The 19293-nt window shown below is 76.5% G+C and carries 13 protein-coding genes; 5 read left to right on the top strand and 8 right to left on the bottom strand.

Annotated elements, in window-relative coordinates:
• Nucleotide 1: 1 nt before the first annotated feature.
• The 4 genes from ACJTNH_RS05235 to efeB form a co-directional block, all read right to left on the bottom strand.
• Nucleotides 2-1918 (bottom strand): SpoIIE family protein phosphatase, encoded by a 1917-nt coding sequence (locus tag ACJTNH_RS05235; RefSeq protein WP_458173317.1) that lies wholly within the window; start codon nt 1916-1918, stop codon nt 2-4.
• A gap of 94 nt (nt 1919-2012) precedes the next feature.
• A complete protein-coding gene (locus tag ACJTNH_RS05240) occupies nt 2013-3770 on the bottom strand; it encodes a protein kinase domain-containing protein (RefSeq protein ID WP_458173319.1) in 1758 nt (585 codons plus the stop codon).
• Nucleotides 3771-3913: 143 nt separating this feature from the next.
• The gene (locus ACJTNH_RS05245) at nt 3914-5038 is read right to left on the bottom strand and encodes a glycerate kinase (RefSeq protein WP_458173321.1); all 1125 of its coding nucleotides are present in this window, start codon (nt 5036-5038) and stop codon (nt 3914-3916) included.
• Nucleotides 5039-5072: 34 nt separating this feature from the next.
• Entirely contained in the window at nt 5073-6353 is a 1281-nt protein-coding gene (efeB, locus tag ACJTNH_RS05250) for an iron uptake transporter deferrochelatase/peroxidase subunit (protein WP_458173323.1), read from the bottom strand.
• Between the two features lie 326 nt (nt 6354-6679).
• Here efeB and ACJTNH_RS05255 point away from each other — a divergent pair, with 326 nt between their 5' ends.
• Nucleotides 6680-7267: a hypothetical protein gene (locus ACJTNH_RS05255; protein ID WP_458173325.1), complete on the top strand. Its 588-nt coding sequence runs from the start codon at nt 6680-6682 to the stop codon at nt 7265-7267.
• Here ACJTNH_RS05255 and ACJTNH_RS05260 read toward each other — a convergent pair.
• The 3 genes from ACJTNH_RS05260 to ACJTNH_RS05270 all read right to left on the bottom strand — a co-directional run bounded on the left by ACJTNH_RS05260 (nt 7235) and on the right by ACJTNH_RS05270 (nt 12174).
• The gene (locus tag ACJTNH_RS05260; protein ID WP_458173327.1) at nt 7235-8800 is read right to left on the bottom strand and encodes a dynamin family protein; all 1566 of its coding nucleotides are present in this window, start codon (nt 8798-8800) and stop codon (nt 7235-7237) included. The genes ACJTNH_RS05255 and ACJTNH_RS05260 overlap by 33 nt on opposite strands.
• Nucleotides 8797-10650, bottom strand: a complete 1854-nt coding sequence (locus tag ACJTNH_RS05265; protein ID WP_458173329.1) for a dynamin family protein — start codon at nt 10648-10650, stop codon at nt 8797-8799. Before ACJTNH_RS05265 ends, ACJTNH_RS05260 begins: the two co-directional genes overlap by 4 nt.
• 162 nt (nt 10651-10812) lie before the next feature.
• Complete coding sequence (locus ACJTNH_RS05270) at nt 10813-12174, bottom strand: IniB N-terminal domain-containing protein (RefSeq protein ID WP_458173330.1); 1362 nt, start codon at nt 12172-12174, stop codon at nt 10813-10815.
• A gap of 276 nt (nt 12175-12450) precedes the next feature.
• Between ACJTNH_RS05270 and ACJTNH_RS05275 the strand changes: the two genes are divergently transcribed.
• The 4 genes from ACJTNH_RS05275 (at nt 12451) to ACJTNH_RS05290 (ending at nt 18900) form a co-directional block, all read left to right on the top strand.
• Nucleotides 12451-14469: an Hsp70 family protein gene (locus ACJTNH_RS05275; RefSeq protein WP_458173332.1), complete on the top strand. Its 2019-nt coding sequence runs from the start codon at nt 12451-12453 to the stop codon at nt 14467-14469.
• On the top strand, nt 14466-17075 hold the full coding sequence (locus ACJTNH_RS05280) for a LuxR C-terminal-related transcriptional regulator (RefSeq protein WP_458173334.1): 2610 nt from the start codon (nt 14466-14468) through the stop codon (nt 17073-17075). Before ACJTNH_RS05275 ends, ACJTNH_RS05280 begins: the two co-directional genes overlap by 4 nt.
• Nucleotides 17076-17192: 117 nt before the next feature.
• Nucleotides 17193-18053, top strand: a complete 861-nt coding sequence (locus ACJTNH_RS05285) for a 3-hydroxyacyl-CoA dehydrogenase family protein (RefSeq protein ID WP_458173336.1) — start codon at nt 17193-17195, stop codon at nt 18051-18053.
• Between the two features lie 10 nt (nt 18054-18063).
• Nucleotides 18064-18900, top strand: a complete 837-nt coding sequence (locus ACJTNH_RS05290) for an enoyl-CoA hydratase-related protein (protein ID WP_458173338.1) — start codon at nt 18064-18066, stop codon at nt 18898-18900.
• A 42-nt stretch (nt 18901-18942) separates the two neighbouring features.
• Here ACJTNH_RS05290 and ACJTNH_RS05295 read toward each other — a convergent pair whose 3' ends face one another.
• A complete protein-coding gene (locus tag ACJTNH_RS05295) occupies nt 18943-19161 on the bottom strand; it encodes a hypothetical protein (protein WP_458173340.1) in 219 nt (72 codons plus the stop codon).
• Nucleotides 19162-19293: the final 132 nt, after the last annotated feature.

Raw genomic sequence — 19293 nt, forward strand, 5'->3', positions numbered from 1 at the left:
CTCAGCGGCGCCCGCCCCGGGCACTGTGCGCCGGCGGCAACCGCTCCGGCCCGGCCCCGGGCGGACGTGGCCGGTCCGTGGGGTGGGCCCGGACGGCCAGCAGCGCCACGTCGTCCTCGACCGACCCGGCCAGCTCGGCCAGCAGCCGGTCGCACAGCTCGTCCAGCGGACGGCCACCCCAGGCGCCGACCACCTCCACCAGCCAGGCGGTGCCCTCGTCCAGCGTCGAGCCCCGGCGCTCGACCAGCCCGTCGGTGTAGAGCAACAGCGTGGTGCCCGGCTCCAGCAGCAGCGTGTGGTCGGTGCGCTCCACCCCCGGGTCCAGGCCCAGCAGCAGGTCCGGGTCCCGCTCCAGCACGACGACGCCGCCGTCGGGGCCGATCAGCAGCGGGGGCGGGTGGCCGGCGTTGCTCCAGCGCAGCAGCCGCCGCCCGGCCGCGGCCTCCGCCGGCCCCTGCTCGACCGTGGCCAGGACGGCGGTGGCCAGCGTGTCGACCGCGAGGTCCTGCATGGCCCGGTCCAGCGCGCTGAGCACGGCCGCCGGCGAGCCGAGCATGCTGTGCGCCACCCCCCGGAGCACGTTGCGCACCTGCGCCATCGCCGCGGCGGCGTGCCGGTCGTGCCCGGTGACGTCACCGATCACCAGCGTGGTGCGGCCGTCGCCGAGCAGGAGGGCGTCGTACCAGTCCCCGCCCACCTGGGCGAGCGACGCGGCCGGCACGTAGCGGACGGCCACCTCCAGGTGGTCGGGCTGGGCCGGCTCGGTGAGCAGGCTGCGCTGCAGCGCCTCGGCCATGCCCTGCACCACCGCGTGCTGGGCCCGCTCGGCGTCCCGGGCGCGGATGCGCTCCAGGGCCTGGGCGCACTGGGCGGCCAGGGCGAGCAGCAGCTGGACCTCCCCCTCGTCCAGCGTGCGGGGCCTGTCCCAGGCCACGCTCAGCGACCCGATCCGGCGTCCGCCGCTCTCCAGCGGCACGGCCGCCCAGGCCTGGGCCACCGTGTCGGTCATCAGCGCGGCCAGCTCCGGGGAGAAGGCGACGCTGGCCGCCGGGTCGGGCAGCAGCACCCGCTCCCCGGTGCGGGCGGCCACGCAGCCGGGGTACCCGGCGTCCAGGCGCAGCAGCGTGTCGACGCCGGCGTCCGCGGCGCCCAGGTCCTGGGTCAGCACGATGCGCAGCCCGTTGTCGCCCTCGCAGACGGCCACCGCGCCGCCGTAGGCCCCCAGGGCCACCAGCCCGCGGTCGGTGACCACCCGGGCCAGCTCGTCGAGGGTGTCGGCCTGCCCGAGGGCCAGCGCCACGTCGGAGAGCGCGGCCAGCCGGTTGGCGGTGTCGGCCTCGGCCTCACGGGCCGCGCGCAGCTCCGCGCCGCGGGCGAACAGGTCGCTCTCCACCTGCAGCACCCGGCGCTGCCACTTCTTCCCCTGGGCGCTGGGGTGCGCCTCGACCGCCTGGTCCCGCACGTAGTCGGTGATGTCCTCGGCCCGCTGCAGGAGGTGGCAGCAGCGCCCGTCCTCGTCCAGGACCGGGACGCTGATCAGGCTCCAGAACCGCTTCCGGAAGCCACCCGCACCGTCGGGGACGTCGTACTCCTGCACCGGCATCGTCTGGGGACGCCCGGTGTCCCGGGCCCGCTCGAGCGAGGTGCGGATCCTCCCCGCCCCGCCGTCGGCGTCCACGTCGTTCGGGTTGCCCGGGAAGGCGTCGAAGAACGAGCGGCCGACCAGATCGGCCAGCGTCCGCCCGGTGACGGACAGGTAGGCCGGGTTCGCGTCGGCGATGACGAGCTCAGGGGTGAGCACCACGTAGGGGGTGGGCATCGCGGCGAAGACCGCCGCGTGATCGGGCTGCGGGTGCCCGGTGGTATCGGCGAGGACGGGCGGCGTCCCGCTGGGCGAGCTCTCCCCCACTGCGTCCACGACACCTCGCGCCGTCCACGGTCCCGCTGCGACGGTGCAGCCGGACTGATCGGCCGGACCCTACCGGTGCGGGACCGCCGCTGGTCGGTTCCGGTCAGCCGTCGCGTCCGCCGTTGCCATTGCCGTTTCCATTGCCGTTGCCGGCACCGTTGCCCGCGCCGTTCCCGGCACCGTTGCCCGCGCCGTTCCCGTTGCCCGTGCCGGTACCACCACCCGTGCCGGTGCCACCACCCGTGCCCGTGCCCGTGCCACCACCCGTGCCGGTGCCGCCGCCGGTTCCGTCGTCGCTCCCGCCGTCGTCACCGCCCTGGTCCTCGTCCTCGTCACCGTCGTCGGCCGGGGGCGTCGTCCCCTGCTCGTCGGTGTCGCCACTCGGGGTGCTGGGGGTGGTCGGCTGCCCGCTGGGGGAGGTGGTCGGCCCGGTGGCCGGCGTGGTGCTGGGGGCGGCGCTCGAGGTCGTCGCCGGCGCGGAGGTGTCCGGCGGCGCCTCGACGACCGCCACCGCCGGGACGTCGGCCTCCTCCGGGCTGGGTGCCGACGACTCGCTGGGGGCCACGGCGTAGCTGAGCAGCACCGTGTCCCCGGCCTGCAGCTGCACTGCCAGGGGGGCCACGTCGACCACCGAGTCGGGCGCGGCCGCGTCGGTGGTCACCGGCTGCACCTCGACGAGCAGCCCCATCGCCTCCAGCTGGGCGCGGACCGCACCGACCGGACGCCCCAGGTAGTCCTCGGCGTCGAGCACCAGCGAGTCCGGTGCGGCGGTGGCCGTGGCCGGCGCGTCCGCGGCGGCGGCGGTCGTCGTCGTCCCGGTCGGCGCCAGCGTCTGGAAGAGCGCGGCGGCGATGCCGGCGCCCGCCAGCAGCGCCACCAGGGGCACGAGCACGCGACCGAACGGCCGGCTCCGGCCGGCGACGGGCGCGCCCGGGTCGGTCGCCGGCCCGCCCTCGGTGTAGGCGGCCGGGGCGGGGAGCAGCCAGAAGCTCTGCGTGTCGGTGCGCTGGACCGGCGGCAGCTGACGGCCGGCGAGCACCTCGTCGATCGCCTCGACGACCGCGGCGCCGTCCGGGTACCGCTGCGCCGGGTCCTTGACCAGGGCCCGCTCGATCAGCGTGCGCACCGGCGCGGGCAGGCTCTCGGGGAGCGGCTCGGGCTGGTCACGCAGGTGCCGCAGCGCGATGGCCACCGAGTTGTCGCCGTCGAAGGCGCGGTGCCCGGCCAGGCACTCGTAACCGACCATGCCCAGGGCGTAGACGTCGCTGGCCGGGGTCGCGTGTGCGCCGGCCGCCTGCTCCGGGGAGAGGTAGGAGGCGGTGCCGACCACCTGCCCGGTCTGGGTCAGCGGGACGCTGCCTGCCGACCAGGCGATGCCGAAGTCGGTGATCTTCACGGTGCCGTCCTGCCGGACCAGCACGTTGCCGGGCTTGACGTCCCGGTGCACCACGCCCGCGTCGTGCGCCGCGGCCAGCGCCGAGGCGGTCTGCCGCAGGACGTCGAGCGTCTCGTCGGCACCGAGGGCGCCACGCCGGGCCAGGACGGCGGAGAGCGACTCGCCCTCGACCAGCTCCATGACCAGGTAGGCCAGGTGCTCGCCGGAGCCGTCGATCGCCGGCTCCTCGCCGTAGTCGTAGACGGCGGCGATGTTCGGGTGGCTCAGTGCGGCCGCGTGCTGGGCCTCGGCACGGAAGCGGGCCAGGAACAGCTCGTCGCCGGTGTACTCGCTGCGCAGCACCTTGACCGCGACGGGGCGGCCGAGCAGGTGGTCCTCCGCGCGCCAGACCTGCCCCATCCCGCCGGCAGCGAGCAGGGTCAGCAGCTCGTAGCGGTTCCCGAGGCTCTTCCTCGTGGGCTCCACCACCGTGTTGCCGCCCCCTCGTCCTGCGTGCTCGTCAGATCGGTGCCCAGGCAGCCGGAAGCGTGCCGGGCACCGGGGAGGGGATGCCCCCTCCGGGCGCTCGTACACATGCGTCGGGCGGCCGTCGACCTCCGCCGTCAACGTCAGAGTGTGACGGACTGTTCCCGGGCCAGCTGCGCCCCGGCCGCGGCCAGCCAGCGTGCCGGTTCGGACATGGCACCGGCCACCGAACCGGCCAGCTCGGTGAGGGAGAGGGCCCGGGCGACCGGCAGGTCGTCGGCGGCGTCCACCCGGCCGGCGACGACGGCGACCGGCACGCCGGCGGCCCCCGCCCGGTCCACCAGGTCACCGACGACCTTGCCGCGCAGCGACTGCGCGTCGAACTGGCCCTCCCCGGTCACCACGAGGGCCGCGTCCCGCAGCGCGTCGTCCAGCCCGGCCGCGGCGGCCACCGCCCGGGCGCCGCTGACGAACTCCGCTCCCCAGCAGGCGGCGAAGCCGTACGCCGTTCCCCCGGCCGCGCCGGCACCGGGCGCCTCCCGGTCCCCGCCGAGCAGGTCCGCCAGCCGGGCCAGGGCGCCGTCCAGCACGGTCACCTGGTCGGGCGTGGCGCCCTTCTGCGGGCCGAACTGACCGGCCGCGCCCAGCGGCCCCAGCAGCGGTGCGGTCACGTCGACCAGGCACTGCACCCCGCCGTCGGGCGGTGGGGTCAGCCCGCCGAGGTCGACCCGGGCGAGCCGGGCCAGCGCGCCACCGCCCGGGGGCAGCTCCGCTCCGTCGGCGTCCACGAACCGGGCCCCCAGCGCGGCGAGGGCACCGGTGCCGCCGTCGGTGGTCGCCGAGCCGCCGAGGGTCAGCATCACCCGGTGCACGGCCGGGTCGGCGACGACCGCGGCGAGCAGCTGGCCGAGCCCACGGGTGGTGGCGCCCAGCGGGTCGGGACGCCGGAGCAGCGGCAGTCCCGCGGCCCGGGCCATCTCCACCACCGCGGTGCCGTCGGGGAGCAGCAGCCAGGCGGCGTCGACCGGGCGACCGTCGGGACCGGTCACCTCCGCGCTGCGCCAGCACTCCGCCGGCAGGTCGTGACCGAGGGCCTCCAGCGTCCCCTCACCGCCGTCGGCGAGGGGCACGGTGACCAGCTCGTCGTCGGGGCGTTCCCGCCGCCAGCCCGCGGCGAGCGCGTCGGCGGCCGCCGTGGCGTCCAGCGTGCCCTTGAACGAGTCGGGGGCGATGACCACCCGCAACGGCCGTCGTCGGTCGGAGCGCATGGGCCGACCCTAGGACCTCCGCGATCGACCGCGCTCAGGCGAGGAGCGCTCGGCCCCACCAGTCGTCGGGGCCGGTGACCCCGGGCGGGCAGGCGAAGACCGCCGAGGACGTGTGCCGGACGAACTCGTTCATCGCGTCGCCGCTGAGCACCCGCTGCACCTGGGTGAAGCCGGTGGCCGGGTCTCGCTGGTAGGCGATGAAGAACAGCCCCGCGTCCAGCGTCCCCTGCGCGTCGGAGCCGTCGACGAAGCTGTAGCCGCGCCGCAGGATCGCCGTCCCGGTGGTGCTGGGGTGCGACAGGAACACGTGCGAGGTCGGCGGCAGCTCGCTGAGGACGACCGGGTCGAACTCCCCCCGTTGCCCCAGCGGCGCACCCGCGCCCTTGCTGCGGCCGATCGTGGCCTCCTGCTGGGCCAGCGTCGAGGCGTCCCAGGACTCCACGAGCATCCTGATCCGCCGGGTGACCAGGTAGGAACCGCCGGCCAGCCAGTCGGCCCCCGGGTCACCGTCGGCCACCCAGACGAACCGGTCGATCGCGGTGGCGTTCTCCGCCTTCAGGTTGTCGGTGCCGTCCTTGAAGCCGAACAGGTTGCGCGGGGTGGCCTGCGCGCTGGAGGTGGACGACGTGCGTCCGAAGCCCAGCTGCGACCAGCGCGCCCGGACCACCCCGGCGCCCAGCCGGGTGAGGTTGCGGATCGCGTGCACGGCGACCTGCGGGTCGTCGGCGCATGCCTGCACGCACAGGTCGCCGCCGCTGATCGCCGGGTCGAGCGCGTCGCCGGGGAAGGCGGGCAGCTCGGCCAGCGGCCCCGGCCGGCGGGCGGCCAGCCCGAACCGGTCGACGCCCTCGGCGCTGGTGAACAGGGTGGGCCCGAACCCGACGGTCAGCGTCAGCCGGGCGGCCGGCAGCCCCAGCGCCTCGCCGGTGTCGTCGGGCACCGCGTCCGGGCCGCCCCGCACGGCGCCGACCTCACCGGCGTCCTGACCGGCGGTCATCCGGCGCGCGGCCGCCGTCCAGGTCCGCAGCAGCTGGGCCAGCGCGGCCCGGTCGTCGGTGACGACGTCGAAGGCGAGGAAGTGCAGCCGGTCCTGCGCGGGGGTGGTGATGCCGGCCTGGTGCGCGCCCTCGAACGGGACGGCGTCAGCGGCTCCCGGGTCGGCGGGCGCCGCGGGCACCTCGGCGGTCGCGCGCCCGATGACGCCCCCGGTCGCGCCGGCGGCGATCACCCCGGCGGTGCCCGCGCCGGCGAGCCCGAAGAACCGGCGCCGGGAGAGCCCTGTCGGCGGCTGGTCGCGGCTGGTCGGGTCCGTCACCGTGCCGCGCCGGCTCGCGCCGCCGTCGTGCCGTACCTCGGACCGTGCACGTGCTCCCCCGGGATCTGGTCCTACCGCGTCCACCGCCCCCAGCACGGTACTGCGCGGACCAGGCCGGGAGCCGGCTCCGTGGTCGAGGCCACCCGACGTGCACCGACAGCGTGATCGGGCGCACATCGGTGACCAAGAGCAATCGTCCCGTGACGCAAAGACGCCGACACTGGGCCTTCGCCACCCCGGTGACCGGTCCGCGCCCTCCGGGCCCGGTCCGGGTGCGAGTGTCCGACGCAGTTGTGGCCGGGACCGGCCGGAGGGACGGAGGACGGATGACCGAGGCGGACGCCGCCGGAGCGCGGCCTCCCGGCCGGGCGACCAGCACACCGCGACGCCTCCCGCCGCCCCCGCCCCGGCCGCCGACGAGCAGTGACCTGGCGCCGCCGGCCCCCTACGTCGTGCCCCCGGCACCCGGGACCGTCCGGGCAGCCGCGTGGACGTGGTGCGCCGCCACGCTCGCCGCGCTGGTCGCCCTCGCCGCAGCCGCGCTGGACCTGGCCGACCTGCGCCAGCGCCTGGTCGACTCCGCCGCGACCGCCGACCCGGCCGCCGAGGAGGAGCTGCTCCGCGAGGGAGCGGACACCACGGTGCTGGCCGTGCTGGGCCCGCTGGCCGTCCTGACCCTGCTCGGCGTCCTGTGCCTGGTGCTCTACCTGCGGCGCCGGTCGGGCTGGGCGCGCGGTCTCCTGGTGCTGGGCGTGCTCACCATCGTGCTGGACGTGCTCGCCCAGGACCTGCTCACCGGCGGCCCCGAGGTCGACCGGATCGCCGCGATCGCCCAGGGCGGCCTGGTCGCGCTGGCCCTGGTGCTCCTGCTCCTGCCGGCCTCACGCACCTGGTCGCGCGAGCCCCGCGGCTGACCCCTCGGCGACCCGTTCCCCGCTGCCCGCCGGCTGCTCGTCCTCCTCGCTCGGCAGCCCCAGCAGCAGCGTCTCCGCCTCCTGCACCAGCAGCTCCGCCGCGTCGACCGTCGCCCTCCGGGCCAGCGGGTCGGCCGCGTGCGCCTGCCAGCGGGCCAGCGACGCCGTGGCGGCGGCGCGCAGCTCGCCCGGCGTGGCCTCCGGGCCCAGCCCCAGCCGGGCGGCGACCCCGGAGCCGTGCGCCCCGAGCAGCCGCTCGGCGTCCTCCCGCACGTCCGGTGGGAACGGCCCGTCCGACGAGCGGGTGCGGGCCAGCAGGTCCAGCTCCATCAGGTCCAGGGACGCCGTCCGGGCCCGCTCCAGGCCGGCCCACAACTCGCCGTCGCCGCTGACCGGCCGCTCGCGCAGCAGCCGTTCCAGCAGGCGCAGGGCGGTGGCCGCCTTGAGCTGGTCGCCACGCTCGGTGAACTGCACGGCCAGCAGGCGCTGCAGCTCACCCAGCCCGCTGCGGGCCACCAGCTGGTCGGCGAGCGTCGGGGCGTCGCCCACCCCGGTGCGCAGCAGCGCCACCGCCATCCGGATGCCGAACAGGCCGAACCGCTCGACCAGCCCGACCCGCACCTCGGGGGAGAGGTCGACCGGCACCTCGGGCCGGCGGAACCGGTCGGCGGTGAGCAGCATCGTCTCCACGTCGGAGCGGTCGGCCCGGGCGAGTGCCCGGAAGGCGACGAAGTCCCCGTGCCGCAGGGTGCGGCCCCCCAGCGCCATCAGCCCCGCCACCGGCAGCACGTTCGCGCTCAGCGCGCGCACCGCCGGCTGCTCCGCGGTGCGCCGGGCCAGCTGCCCGGCCGCGATCAGCGCGTCGAGCTGGCCGCCGCCGGCGTCGTCGGCCCGGGACAGCACCGACAGCGTCGTCGTCGCCAGGCCACCGCAGGCCTGCTGGACGGCGGCCAGGAAGCTCAGGTCCGCCGGCTGGAACTGCCGGGTCAGGAAGACCACCGCGTCGGCGCCGGAGACCTGGTCACCGGCGTCGATGAACGCCTCGGTGCGGGCGCTGTTCTCCACCGACAGCGAGGAGATGCCCGGGGTGTCGATCAGCGTCGCCGTCCCCAGCCCGGCGGCCGGCCAGTCGACCACCAGCCGCTCCACCTGGTCGACCGCCGCGTCGGCCAGCTCCAGCCGCAGCTCGCCGCGCACCCGGCGGACCGGCAGCGCGCGGTGGGTGCCGTCGACGCCGTGCAGCAGCACCCGCGGCACCGGGCCGCGCCGATACCAGGTGACCACCCGGGTGCACTCACCGGCGTCGGTGGGCGCGATCCGCTCCCCCACCAGGGCGTTGAGCAGCGTCGACTTCCCGGCCTTCACCCGGCCCGCCAGCGCCACCCGCAGCGGCTCGTCCATCCGTTCCCGGGAGGCGCGCAGCCGGGCCACCGCGGCCGGCTCGTCGCGGTAGACCTCCACCGCGTCGTCCAGCAGGCGCCGGACGTCGTCGGGGAGCGCCCGGCCGGGAGCCGGGCCGACCCCGGCACTCACGCCGCCACCTCCGCCCCGGCCAGCCGGGTCACCTCCGCCGACAACCGCTGGACCTCCTCCAGCCGGCCCCGCAGCTCGCGGATCCGGGCGGCCCGGTCGGCGGTGGCCGTCTTCGCCGCCCGCTGCGCCGTGCGGTGGGCCTCGGCCAGCGTCCGGGACATCTCCTCCACCGTGTCGGTGATCAGGTCGCGCAGGGTGCGCTGCACGACCCGGAGCCGGTCCTTGAGCTGCTTGCCGACGTGGAACACCACCTCGTCCAGGTGCCGGCGCACCGCGGCCTTCGCCTCGGTCTGGCGGCGCTGCCGGCGCACCACCTTGTCGTCGCGGTAGGCCTTGCTGCCGATGACCAGCCCCACGCCCAGCGAGATCGGGTTGATCAGCGACATCCCGACCAGGCTGGTGACCAGCCCGGTCATCAGCACCCCGCTGTAGGAGCCGCGCATCCCGATCAGCACCCGCTGGGACACCTTCAGCTGACCGCGGTCGATGTCGGTGAGGTCGACCAGGGCACCCAGCGCGTCACCGCCGTCGCCCACCTGGAGCTCCGGGAGGGCACCCCCGCCGTCCCGGGTGAACTGCTCCACCACCTGCGCGGCCAGCCACTCCGACCGCTGGGTCGCCCAGACGAAGCTCTCGGCCACCGCGCCGGAGACCCGCCGGTCGAGCCAGTCGGCGAAGTCGTCCCAGAGCGGGCCGGGGTCGTGCGCGTCGATCGCCGCGTCGGCCTCCCGGGTGACCACCCGGGTGCGGTCGCGCAGGTCGTAGTCGATGTCGGCCATCAGGTCGGTCACCCCGTCGCCGAGCACCTGCTGCCAGCGCGACGAGCGCCGCCGCAGGTCCTCCACCGCCTCCCGGGCCTGCTCCAGCTCCTCGACCAGCTGCTCACCCCGGGCCGGGTCATGCAGCCCGGCGAGCTCGCTGCGCAGCGCCAGGGTCAGCTGGTCGGCCACCGACCGCAGGTCGTGCACCAGCGACCGGCGGGCCAGGGTCTCGGCCCGGTCGACCACCTCCCGCCGCAGGTGGGTGGCCAGCGCCCCGAACCCGGACTCCTCGTGCAGCTCCCGGTCCTTGCGCTGGACCGCCAGCACCTCGAGCACCGAGGAGACGGTGAACACCGGGGCGCTCACCTCCGCGGTGACCAGGTGGTCCCGGTCCAGGTCGGCGATCCGCCGCCAGTCGGGGCAGGCGTCGGTCTTGGTCAGCACGCAGGCGACCGTGGGGCACAGCGCCGCGGCCTGCCGCAGGAACGTCATCTCCGGGGCGGTGAACTCCTGGGATGCGTCGCTGACCAGCAGGACGGCGTCGGCGCTGGGCAGCAGCTCGAGGGTGGCGAGCTCCGCTCCGGTGCCCACCCCGCCGACCCCGGCCGTGTCGACCAGCTCCAGACCGCCGGTGAGCAGCCGCCGGGGCAGCTCGACCTCGGCCCGCAGGAAGGACCGGCCGCCCTCCACCGAGGGGGCCGCCGCGGCCTCTGCGGCCCGGGCCGACAGCTCGGTCACCGAGACCGGTACCCGTTCCAGCGGCGCGTCGGCGACGTCGTCCCCGGCCGAGCGGTCGGCGTAGACCAGCGCGGCAGCCGCCGTCGTCCCCTCCCGGACCACCGTCGGGACGCGGGTCGGGGTGCCCGGCCCCACGGCGCAGACCGGGGCGCCGACGAGCGCGTTCACCAGCGTGCTCTTGCCCTGGCCCGGCTCGCCCACCACCAGGACCCGCACCGTCGGGCTCTGGGTGCGCCGCTTGGCCGCCTCCAGCCGGCGCTGCAGGTCCGGCCGTTCGCAGGCCCCCGCGGCAGCCAGCAGCCCGTCCAGCAGCTTGATCGGTGAAGTCGCCTGCTTGGTCGGTGTCGTCACGCCCACCCCTCGGTCCCCGGCCCGTCGCCGCACGTGCACCGTGCCACCTCGGACGCCGGAGCGCCCGGCCTCCCCGCTCCCAGAGCTCGGGAACGGCGGGGCCGGGCGGCATCGGCATCGGTCCCGGCGGCGGGGACACCGCCGCCGGGACCGGGTCCGGGATCAGTGGACGGGCTCGACGTCCAGGGCGTTCGAGTCGTCCACGGCCACGACGTTGTCGGTCACGTCGACCGAGTTGTCGGTGTACTCCTCGGAGTTGTCGTTGAAGGAGTCCTCGACCTCGACCACGACCGGCTCGTAGTTGAACGAGTCCTCGACCTCGACGGTCTCCTCGTTGAAGGAGTCGTCCACGTCGACGTCGGTGTTCGTGGAGTTGTCCGAGTTGTCGTTGAACGAGTCCTCGACGGCCACGTCGGTGTTCGTCGAGTTGTCGGAGTTGTCGGAGTTGTCGTTGAACGAGTCCTCGACGTCCACGTCGACCTCGGTGTTCGTGGAGTTGTCCGAGTTGTCGTTGAAGGAGTCCTCGACGTCGACCGAGTTGTCGGAGTTGTCCTGGAACGAGTCCTCGATGTCGACGTTCGTGGAGTTGTCCGAGTTGTCGGAGTTGTCCGAGTTGTCGTTGAACGAGTCCTCGACGTCGACCGAGTTGTCGGAGTTGTCGGTCTCGTTCCCGACCACGTTGGAGTCGCCGACGATGTTGCCGCTGCCGACGATCACGTCGTCCACGTCGACGTCGGTGTGGACGTTGTCGCCGTTGTGGACGTCGCCACCGGCCAGGGTGTTGCCGTTGAGCGAGTCCTCGATGTCGACGGCCACGTTCGTGGAGTTGTCGGAGTTGTCCGAGTTGTCGGAGTTGTCGACCGTGTTGCCCTCGCCGACGGCGTTGCCGTGGCCCTCCACGGTGTTGCCGGAGTTGCGGACGTCGACGTCGACGTTGTTGGAGTCCTCGTTGTTGTACGAGTCGTCGACGTTGAAGGAGCCGTCGATGTCGACGCTGTTGTCGGTGTGCTCGCTGTTGTCGACGAGGGCCTTCTCCACGTCGTCGCCGGCGGCCACGCTGCCACCGGTGGCCACCACGATGTCCTCGCCGAACACCTGGTAGACGTCCTCGCCGGCCCAGACGCTGTGCGAGGCGTCGATGGTGGTGGTCGAGGTGTAGGTGTAGTTGGTCTGGATGTACTTGAGGTGCTCGATCGCCGGGGCGCCCTCGGCCGGGGGCTTGGCGTGGTCGTCCTCGCAGTGGTCGGGCTTGTCGTGGTCGGGCTTCTCGGCCGGCGCGGTGTGCGTCGGGGCGGCAGCGGCGTGGCCGGCCGGTGCGGCGTGGGCGATCCCGGCGGCACCGACGCCCACGGGGGCGAAGTCGGCCAGCATCGGCATCACGGCGTGCACGTCGGCGGCGCAGACGTCGTCCAGCCCGGCCGAGGCGAGGGCCTGCTCGGGGTCGGCCTGGAACTCCTCGGCCGCAGCCGGGTCGCGCAGCAGGTCGAGGATGAAGTCGAGCAGCGAGCTCGCGAGAGTGGTCATGGCGTCCTCCAGGGGTCTGCTCCGGACGTCGGCGTCCGGCTGCTGGGAGCAGTCAAGGGCCACGGGGCCGGGTTGCCCATCGGGTGTTGGCCCCCCATCGGCCGACCCCCGGATGGGGGATGGCCGATGACACACCGTTAGGGGCACCGGGGTGTCGCCGATGTTCACCGTCTTCTCACGCAACAGTGGCCACACCGGTTCCACATACCCGTCGCGGAGGGTTACGTTCGAGCGGACTCGGGCAGTGTGGCCCCGGTCACGACGGGTGGGGGGCTCATGGGGCAGGGCGACTACACGCTGGGCATCGACATCGGGGACGAGACGGTCGTGGCGGCCGTCTGCCCCCCGGACGGCGCGGCCCGGGCACTGTGGCCGGCCGGGCACGTCGTGCCCCCCGACGCCGACGCCGACGCCGCCCCGGCCGCGGTCACCGCTCCCCCGGTGCCGGCCGGGCACCCGCTGCGGCGGGTGGGCGGCCCCGTGCCGATGGTCGTCGACGGCCGGCCGGTCGACCCGGCCGACGTGGTGGCCGCACTCGCCGCCCAGGTGGTCGAGCAGGCCACCCCGGCCGACGGCTCGACCGCGGCGCGCACGGTGCTCACCGTGCCCCCCAGCTGGGCCGGGCACCGCCGCGACCTGCTCGACGCAGCGGTCCGGGCCGCCGGCCTACAGCACCTCTGCCTGGAGTCGAGCGCGGTCGCCATCGCCCGGCACCACCGGGACGCCGTCCCGGAGGGCGCCCCGGTCGTCGTCGTCGACCTCGGGGCGAGCACCGTCGACACCGCGGTCGTGCGGACGACGGCCGACGGCGACGTCGAGACCCTCGCGGTGCCCCCGCTCCCCCTGGCCTGGGGCGGCCGCGACCTGGACGACGCGGTCGTCGAGCTGGTCGACGACTGCCTGGCCACCGAGCAGGGCGTCGCCGCCACCCCGGCGGAGCTCCGGGCGGCCTGCGTGGTCGCCAAGGAGGCCCTGTCGACCGACAACGTCGCCTGCGTCGAGGTCGCCGGCGCCGACGGCCCGATCTCGCTGCGACTGGTCCGCGAGGACCTCGAGGAGCTGGTCGCCGAGCCGCTGCAGGCGCTGGTCGCCGCGGTCCGCGGCGCGGTCTCCGACGCCGGGCTGGAGGTGGCCGACGTCGCGGCCGTCGTGCTGGCCGGCGGCACCGCAGCGGTCCCGCTGGTGGCCGAGACGCTCTCCGCCGCACTCGACCGGCCGGTCGTGGTCGCTGCCGAGCCCACGGTGACCGCCGCCCTGGGTGCCGCGGAGCTGGCCCGGGACCAGGTGCTCGCCGCACCGGTCGCGGTCCCCACCCCGGAGGACGCCGCCCCGGAGCAGGCCGCGACCGCCGAGCTGCCCGCGGACGACGGCGAGCCGGCCGCCGTGGCGGCGGTGCCCGTCGCGCGCCCGGGCCGGCGACGCACCACCCGCTCGGCGGTGACGGCCGGCCCGCGAGCCGCGGCCCGCCCCGGCACGCCTCCCACGGGCGGCCGGCCGCCCGCACGGTCGGGCGACCGTCCGCCGGTCCCCGCCCCCGATCCCCAGGGCCGGCGGCACGCCGCCCGGGTCGGCGTGGTGCTGTCCGCGTTCGTCGCGATCGTGGTGGGCGTGGCAGCGGCCGTCTCCGCCGGCTGGACCGGCACCGGTGAGGACGCCGTCGCCGCACCCGTGTCCACCGGGTCGGGCGATGCCGTCGCCGACGTCGAGGAGGACGGCGGGGGCAACCCGCGCAGCGGCCTCTCGCCCGCCGCCGCCGGCCGGGCGGAGACCCAGGGCGCAGCCGCCCGCGACGACGAGGACGACGAGCCGGCCGGCAGCACGGCGCGGTCCCGCTCCACCGCCCGCGACGGGACGGCCACCAGCTCCTCGCGCAGCACGGCGAGCAGCAGCGCGGCGGCCACCTCCGCCGGCCGCGACGAGGGCCCAGCGGCTCGCCCGTCCACCACCCCCGGCGGGAGCACGACCGGCACCGGTACGACCACCCCCGGCACCCAGTCGCAGGCCGGCGACCCGACCGGGCAGGCGAGCCGGCCCCCCACGGGCACGCCGACGACCCCGCCGGGCACCAGTACGCCGACCCCGACCCCGGCACCGGACCCGACCCCGGACCCCACGCCGGACCCCACGCCGACCCCGGTCGGGACGCCCACCCCCACCCCCAGCCCCACCGAGACGGAGACCCCGGGGCCGGCCAGCGAGGAGCCACCGGCCAGCCAGGAGCCGCCGGCCACCGGGGAACCGACCGCGACGGGGGCACCGGAGGCCACCGGCAGCGAGGTGCCTGAGCAGGCATGACGATCGCGCTGAGCTCCCCGGAACAGACCGCGACGCACTGGGCCCGCTCGCTGCGGGTCGTCGCCGGCCGGCTGGTCAACGGCGAGGACGGCGCCGTCCCGTCGGTCGCGGTGCAGGGGCCCGGCGGCACCGGCAAGAGCCTGCTGCTGGCCGAGCTGGCCGCCGCCTACCGGGCGGCGGGGGTGCCGGTGGTCGACGCCGAGGCGGCCCCCACGGCCGCGGCCCTGGACGGTGCCGACCGGGGCAACGTGACCAGCGAGGTGGCCGTGGTCGTCGACGACGGCCAGCGGTTGACGGCGCAGACCTGCCGGCGGCTGGAGGAGCTGGTGGTGTCCCGCCGGGCCCGGGTGAGCCTGGCCTACCGCCCGTGGCCGCACCTGCCCGAGCTGACCTCCCTGATCGAGGCGATGGGCGACGACCGGCACCTGGTGGTGCTCGGCCACCTGGAGCACGACGAGGTGGAGCGGTGGGCGGCCGACGAGCTCGGGCCCGCGGCCACCCAGGACGTGGTGGAGTTCGTCGTCCACCAGACCGGCGGGCTGCCCGTGCTCGTCGACCACCTGCTGCGGTCGCTGGCCGGCGCCTGCCGCGGCGGCCGGCCCCTGGTCCCGGTCGTCCCGCCGGACGTCGTCGACCGGGTCCGGGCCGACCTGCACGCCCTCGACGAGGCCGACCGCGCCCTGCTGCACGCCCTGGCCGCCGGCACCCCGCTGGACGCCGAGCTGCTGGCCGACGTGCTCGAGCTGCCGGTCCGACGGTCCGGCGACCTCGTGGCCCGGGCGCGCGGGGGTGGCCTGCTGCTGGCCGAGGGGGCGGTCGTCCCGCTGGTGCACCAGGTGCTGCTCGACGTGACGCCCCCCGACATCACCCGGCAGACCCGGCGCCGGCTGCTGCGCGTGCTGCTCGACCGCGGGGAGGAGCCGTTGGCCGTCGCCCGGTCGCTGGCCGCCGACCGCGTCCGGGACCCCCGCGCCGCCCAGGTGTTGGAGGAGCACGGCCGGGCCGTGCTGGCCGCGGACCCGGAGCTGGCCGGCACGCTGCTGGACGAGGCGGCCGCCGCCGGTGCCCCGCCCGCCCGGCTCGCGGCCCGCCGGGCCACCGCCGCCGCTCTGGTCGGTGACCTGGACGGGGCGCTGCAGTGGGCGGACCGGGCGCTGGACGACGAGGCCGCCCCCGACCGGGGCCGGGCCGCCAGCGTCGCTGCTGCGGTGCTGGCCCGCCGCGGGATGCTCGGCCGCAGCGCCGAGCTGTGCCGGCTGGCCGGCCCGGAGCACGCCGGGTCCACCGCCCTGGCGCTGGTCGCGCTCGGCGCGGTGTCCGACGCCACGAGCTGCCTCGCCACCGGCGACGGCCCGGGCGACCACCGCGCGGCCACGATGGTCGCCGGCGCGCAGCGGCTGATGGCCCAGGGGGTGCTGCAGTCGGTCCGCCCGGACGCCACCGCGGCCGACGTCGCCGAGGCGCTGTCCACCCTCACCCGTGCGGCGACCCTGCTGGAGCCGGTCGGGCGGGGCGTGCTGCTGCTCGACAGCCCGGCCGCGCTGGCCGCGCTGCTCGCCCTGCACAGCGGTGAGCTGACCGTGGCCGAGTCGGTGCTGGACCGGGCGCTGGAGTCCGACGTCGGCGGGCCGCCGTGCCGCCCCCGGCACCTGCTGCTGCGGGCGTGGACCGCGATGCTCCGCAGCGGCAGCACCAGCGCCCGCGCGCTGGCCGCCCGGGCCGTCGAGGAGGCGCCCCGCGGCCTGGAGCCCCGGGACGAGCTGTTCCTGCGTGCCCTCGAGGTGGGGCTGGCCCGCCGCGCCAGCGACGCCCCGGCACTGACCACCGCCTGGGAGCGGGCCCGCCAGGTCGCCCTGCGCCACCCGATGGACCTGTTCACCCTGCTGCCGCTCGGCGAGCTGCTGGTGGCCGGCGCCCGGCTGGCCGAGGCCGACCGGCTGGCGCCGCACCTGACCCAGGCCGAGGCGCTGCTCTCCCGGCTGCACCAGCCCCCGGTGTGGTCGGCCCCGCTGCACTGGAGCGGGGTGCAGGCGGCGATCCTGGTCGACGACCCGGCCGGCCTGGAGCCGCACGCCACCGCCCTGGTCGCCGCGGCCCGCACCAACCACTACGCCGCGACCGTGGCCACCGCGGGGCGCTGCTGGCTGCGACTGCTCGGCGGCCAGGTCGACGCGGCCGCGGTGGTCGCCGCGGCGACCGGGCTGGCCGGGGTCGGTCTGGCCTGGGACGGTTCCCGGCTGGCCGGGCAGGCCGCCGCCCGGGCGGTGGAGTCCCGCGACCGGCTGGACCTGCTGCACTGCGCCCGCGACCTCGCCGCCGGCGACGAGCCGTCGCCGGCCACCGCGGCCCGGCCGGCGGCCGACCCCGGCGTCCCCGGCCCGGCGGCCGCGACCGCACCGTCCGGACACCCCACGCTCAGCCAGCGGGAACGCGACGTCGCGGAGCTGGTGGTCGCCGGGCAGACCTACCGGGAGATCGGTGGGCGGCTCTACATCTCACCCAAGACCGTGGAGCACCACGTCTCGCGGATGCGGCAGCGGCTCGGGGCGAGCACCCGCTCGGACCTGCTGGCCCGGCTGCGTGCGGAGCTGGCCCAGCACGCCTGACCGGCACTCCGGGGTGGACGCTCGCGCGGGCGTCGGCATGATGGGCGGGCGGGTCCGCGTCTCCCTCGCCGGCAACGGAGCTCGGCGGCACGCGGGCCGCGGCGAGGAGACGAGTCCATGAGCGACGTCCTTGACCGGGTGGGTGTGATCGGTGGCGGCCGGATGGGCGCCGGCATCGCCCAGGCCCTCCTCACCGCAGGCGCCCGGGTCGAGGTCGTGGAGGCCGGCGACGAGGCCGCCGAGGCGGCCCGCGGCCGGGTGGCGGCCGGGCTCGAGGAGGCGGCCCGGCGCGGCAAGCTGACCGGCGACGTGGCCGACGTGCTGGCGCGGCTGTCCCTGGTGGACGCCCCGGAGCAGTTGTCCGCCGACACCGGCCTGGTGGTGGAGGCGGTGCCGGAGCGGGCCGACCTCAAGGTCGCGGTGCTCACCGCCGCGGAGGCGGCCCTGAGCCCGGACGCGGTGCTGGCCACCAACACCTCCTCGCTGTCGGTGACCGAGCTGGCCGCCGCGCTGCAGCGGCCGGCCCGCTTCCTCGGGATGCACTTCTTCAACCCGGTGCCCGCCTCGAAGCTGGTCGAGGTGGTCGTCGCCCCGGAGACCGGGGAGGACGTCGTCGCGGCGACCCGCGGCTGGGTGCGTGCGCTCGGCAAGACCGACGTCGTGGTCCGGGACTCCCCGGGGTTCGCCTCCTCGCGGCTGGGCGTGCTGCTCGGCCTGGAGGCGATCCGGATGCTCGAGGAGGGCGTCGCGGACGCCGAGGCGATCGACGCGGCCATGGAGCTGGGCTACCGGCACCCGATGGGGCCGCTGCGCTCGACCGACCTCGTCGGCCTGGACGTGCGGCTGGCGATCGCGGACTACCTGGCCAGCACGCTGGGCGAGCGGTTCACCCCGCCGCAGCTGCTGCGTGACAAGGTGGCCGCCGGTGAGCTGGGCCGCAAGACCGGCCGCGGCTTCCACACCTACGACGCAGACTGAGAGGACGACGATGTCCCAGCCCGACCAGGTGTCCCAGCCCGACCAGGTGTCCCAGTCCGACCGGGAGCCCACCGTCACCCGTGCCGACGCCGACGGCGTGGCCACGCTGACCCTGCAGCGCCCGGCGCTCTCCCACCGGCTGCGCACGGAGCTGCTGGCGCTGGTGCGCGAGGTCTCCGCCGACGACTCGGTGCGCGCCGTGCTGCTCACCGGCACCGGCCGGGCCTTCTGCGTGGGGCAGGACCTGGCCGAGCACGTCGAGGAGCTGCGGTCGCCGGCCGGCCGGGCCGAGGGGGCGCTCTCGGTCGTGGAGGCGGAGTACAACCCGCTGGTGCTGGCCCTGGCCGCTCTGCCCGTGCCCCTGGTGGTCGGTGTGAACGGCGCCTGCGCCGGTGCCGGCATGGGCATCGCGCTCGCCGGTGACCTGCGGGTGGCGGCCGCCGGCGCGAAGTTCACCACCGCATTCGCCGGGGTCGGGCTGTCGAGCGACTCGGCCCTGGCCTCCCGGCTGGTGCACTGCGTCGGCGGCTCCCGGGCCGCCCAGCTGCTGCTGCTGCCCGAGCCGTTCCCGGCCGAGACGGCCGAGCAGTGGGGGCTGGTGCACCGGGTCGTGCCGGCGGAGGGAGTGCTCGCGGAGGCGACGGCCCTCGCCGTGCGGCTCGCTGCCGGGCCGACCGCTGCCCACCGGGCGATCAAGCGGGTGCTGGCCACGGCGGCCACCGACTCGCTGGAGCAGACGCTGGCCCTGGAGGCGAGCCTGCAGACCGGGCTCGGGGCGACCGCGGACCACCGGGAGGCGGTGGAGGCCTTCCTCGCCAAGCGCCCGCCGGTGTTCACCGGCCGCTGAGCCCTCGTTCCACGTGGAACGACGCGCGGCGTCCTCGCCTCGTCAGCGGGCCTGGACGGTGCAGGCCGGGCAGGTGTCCAGCGTGCGCACCGGCCAGTGCTCGTCGGTGCTCACCCGCGCGAGGGTGCCGCAGACGGTCAGCTCGCAGGCCCCGTCGAGGTCCACCGGCGCCCGGTGCACCTCGACGGCGTGCCAGAGCGCGGTGCTCGGCCCGTGCGCACGGCTGCGGGCGGCGGCGAACGTCAGCGTCTGCGTGGTCACCCTGTGGTCGTCGGCAGCGGCGACCGCTCGGCGCAGCCCGGCTCACCACATCGGGTGAGCGACCCCCGCGGGTGCGTGTGAGCCCCCGCGTGGCAGCGTGCAGCACCGACGTCCCCCGCCCTCGAGGAGGCC

The organism is Modestobacter lacusdianchii (assembly GCF_054177765.1).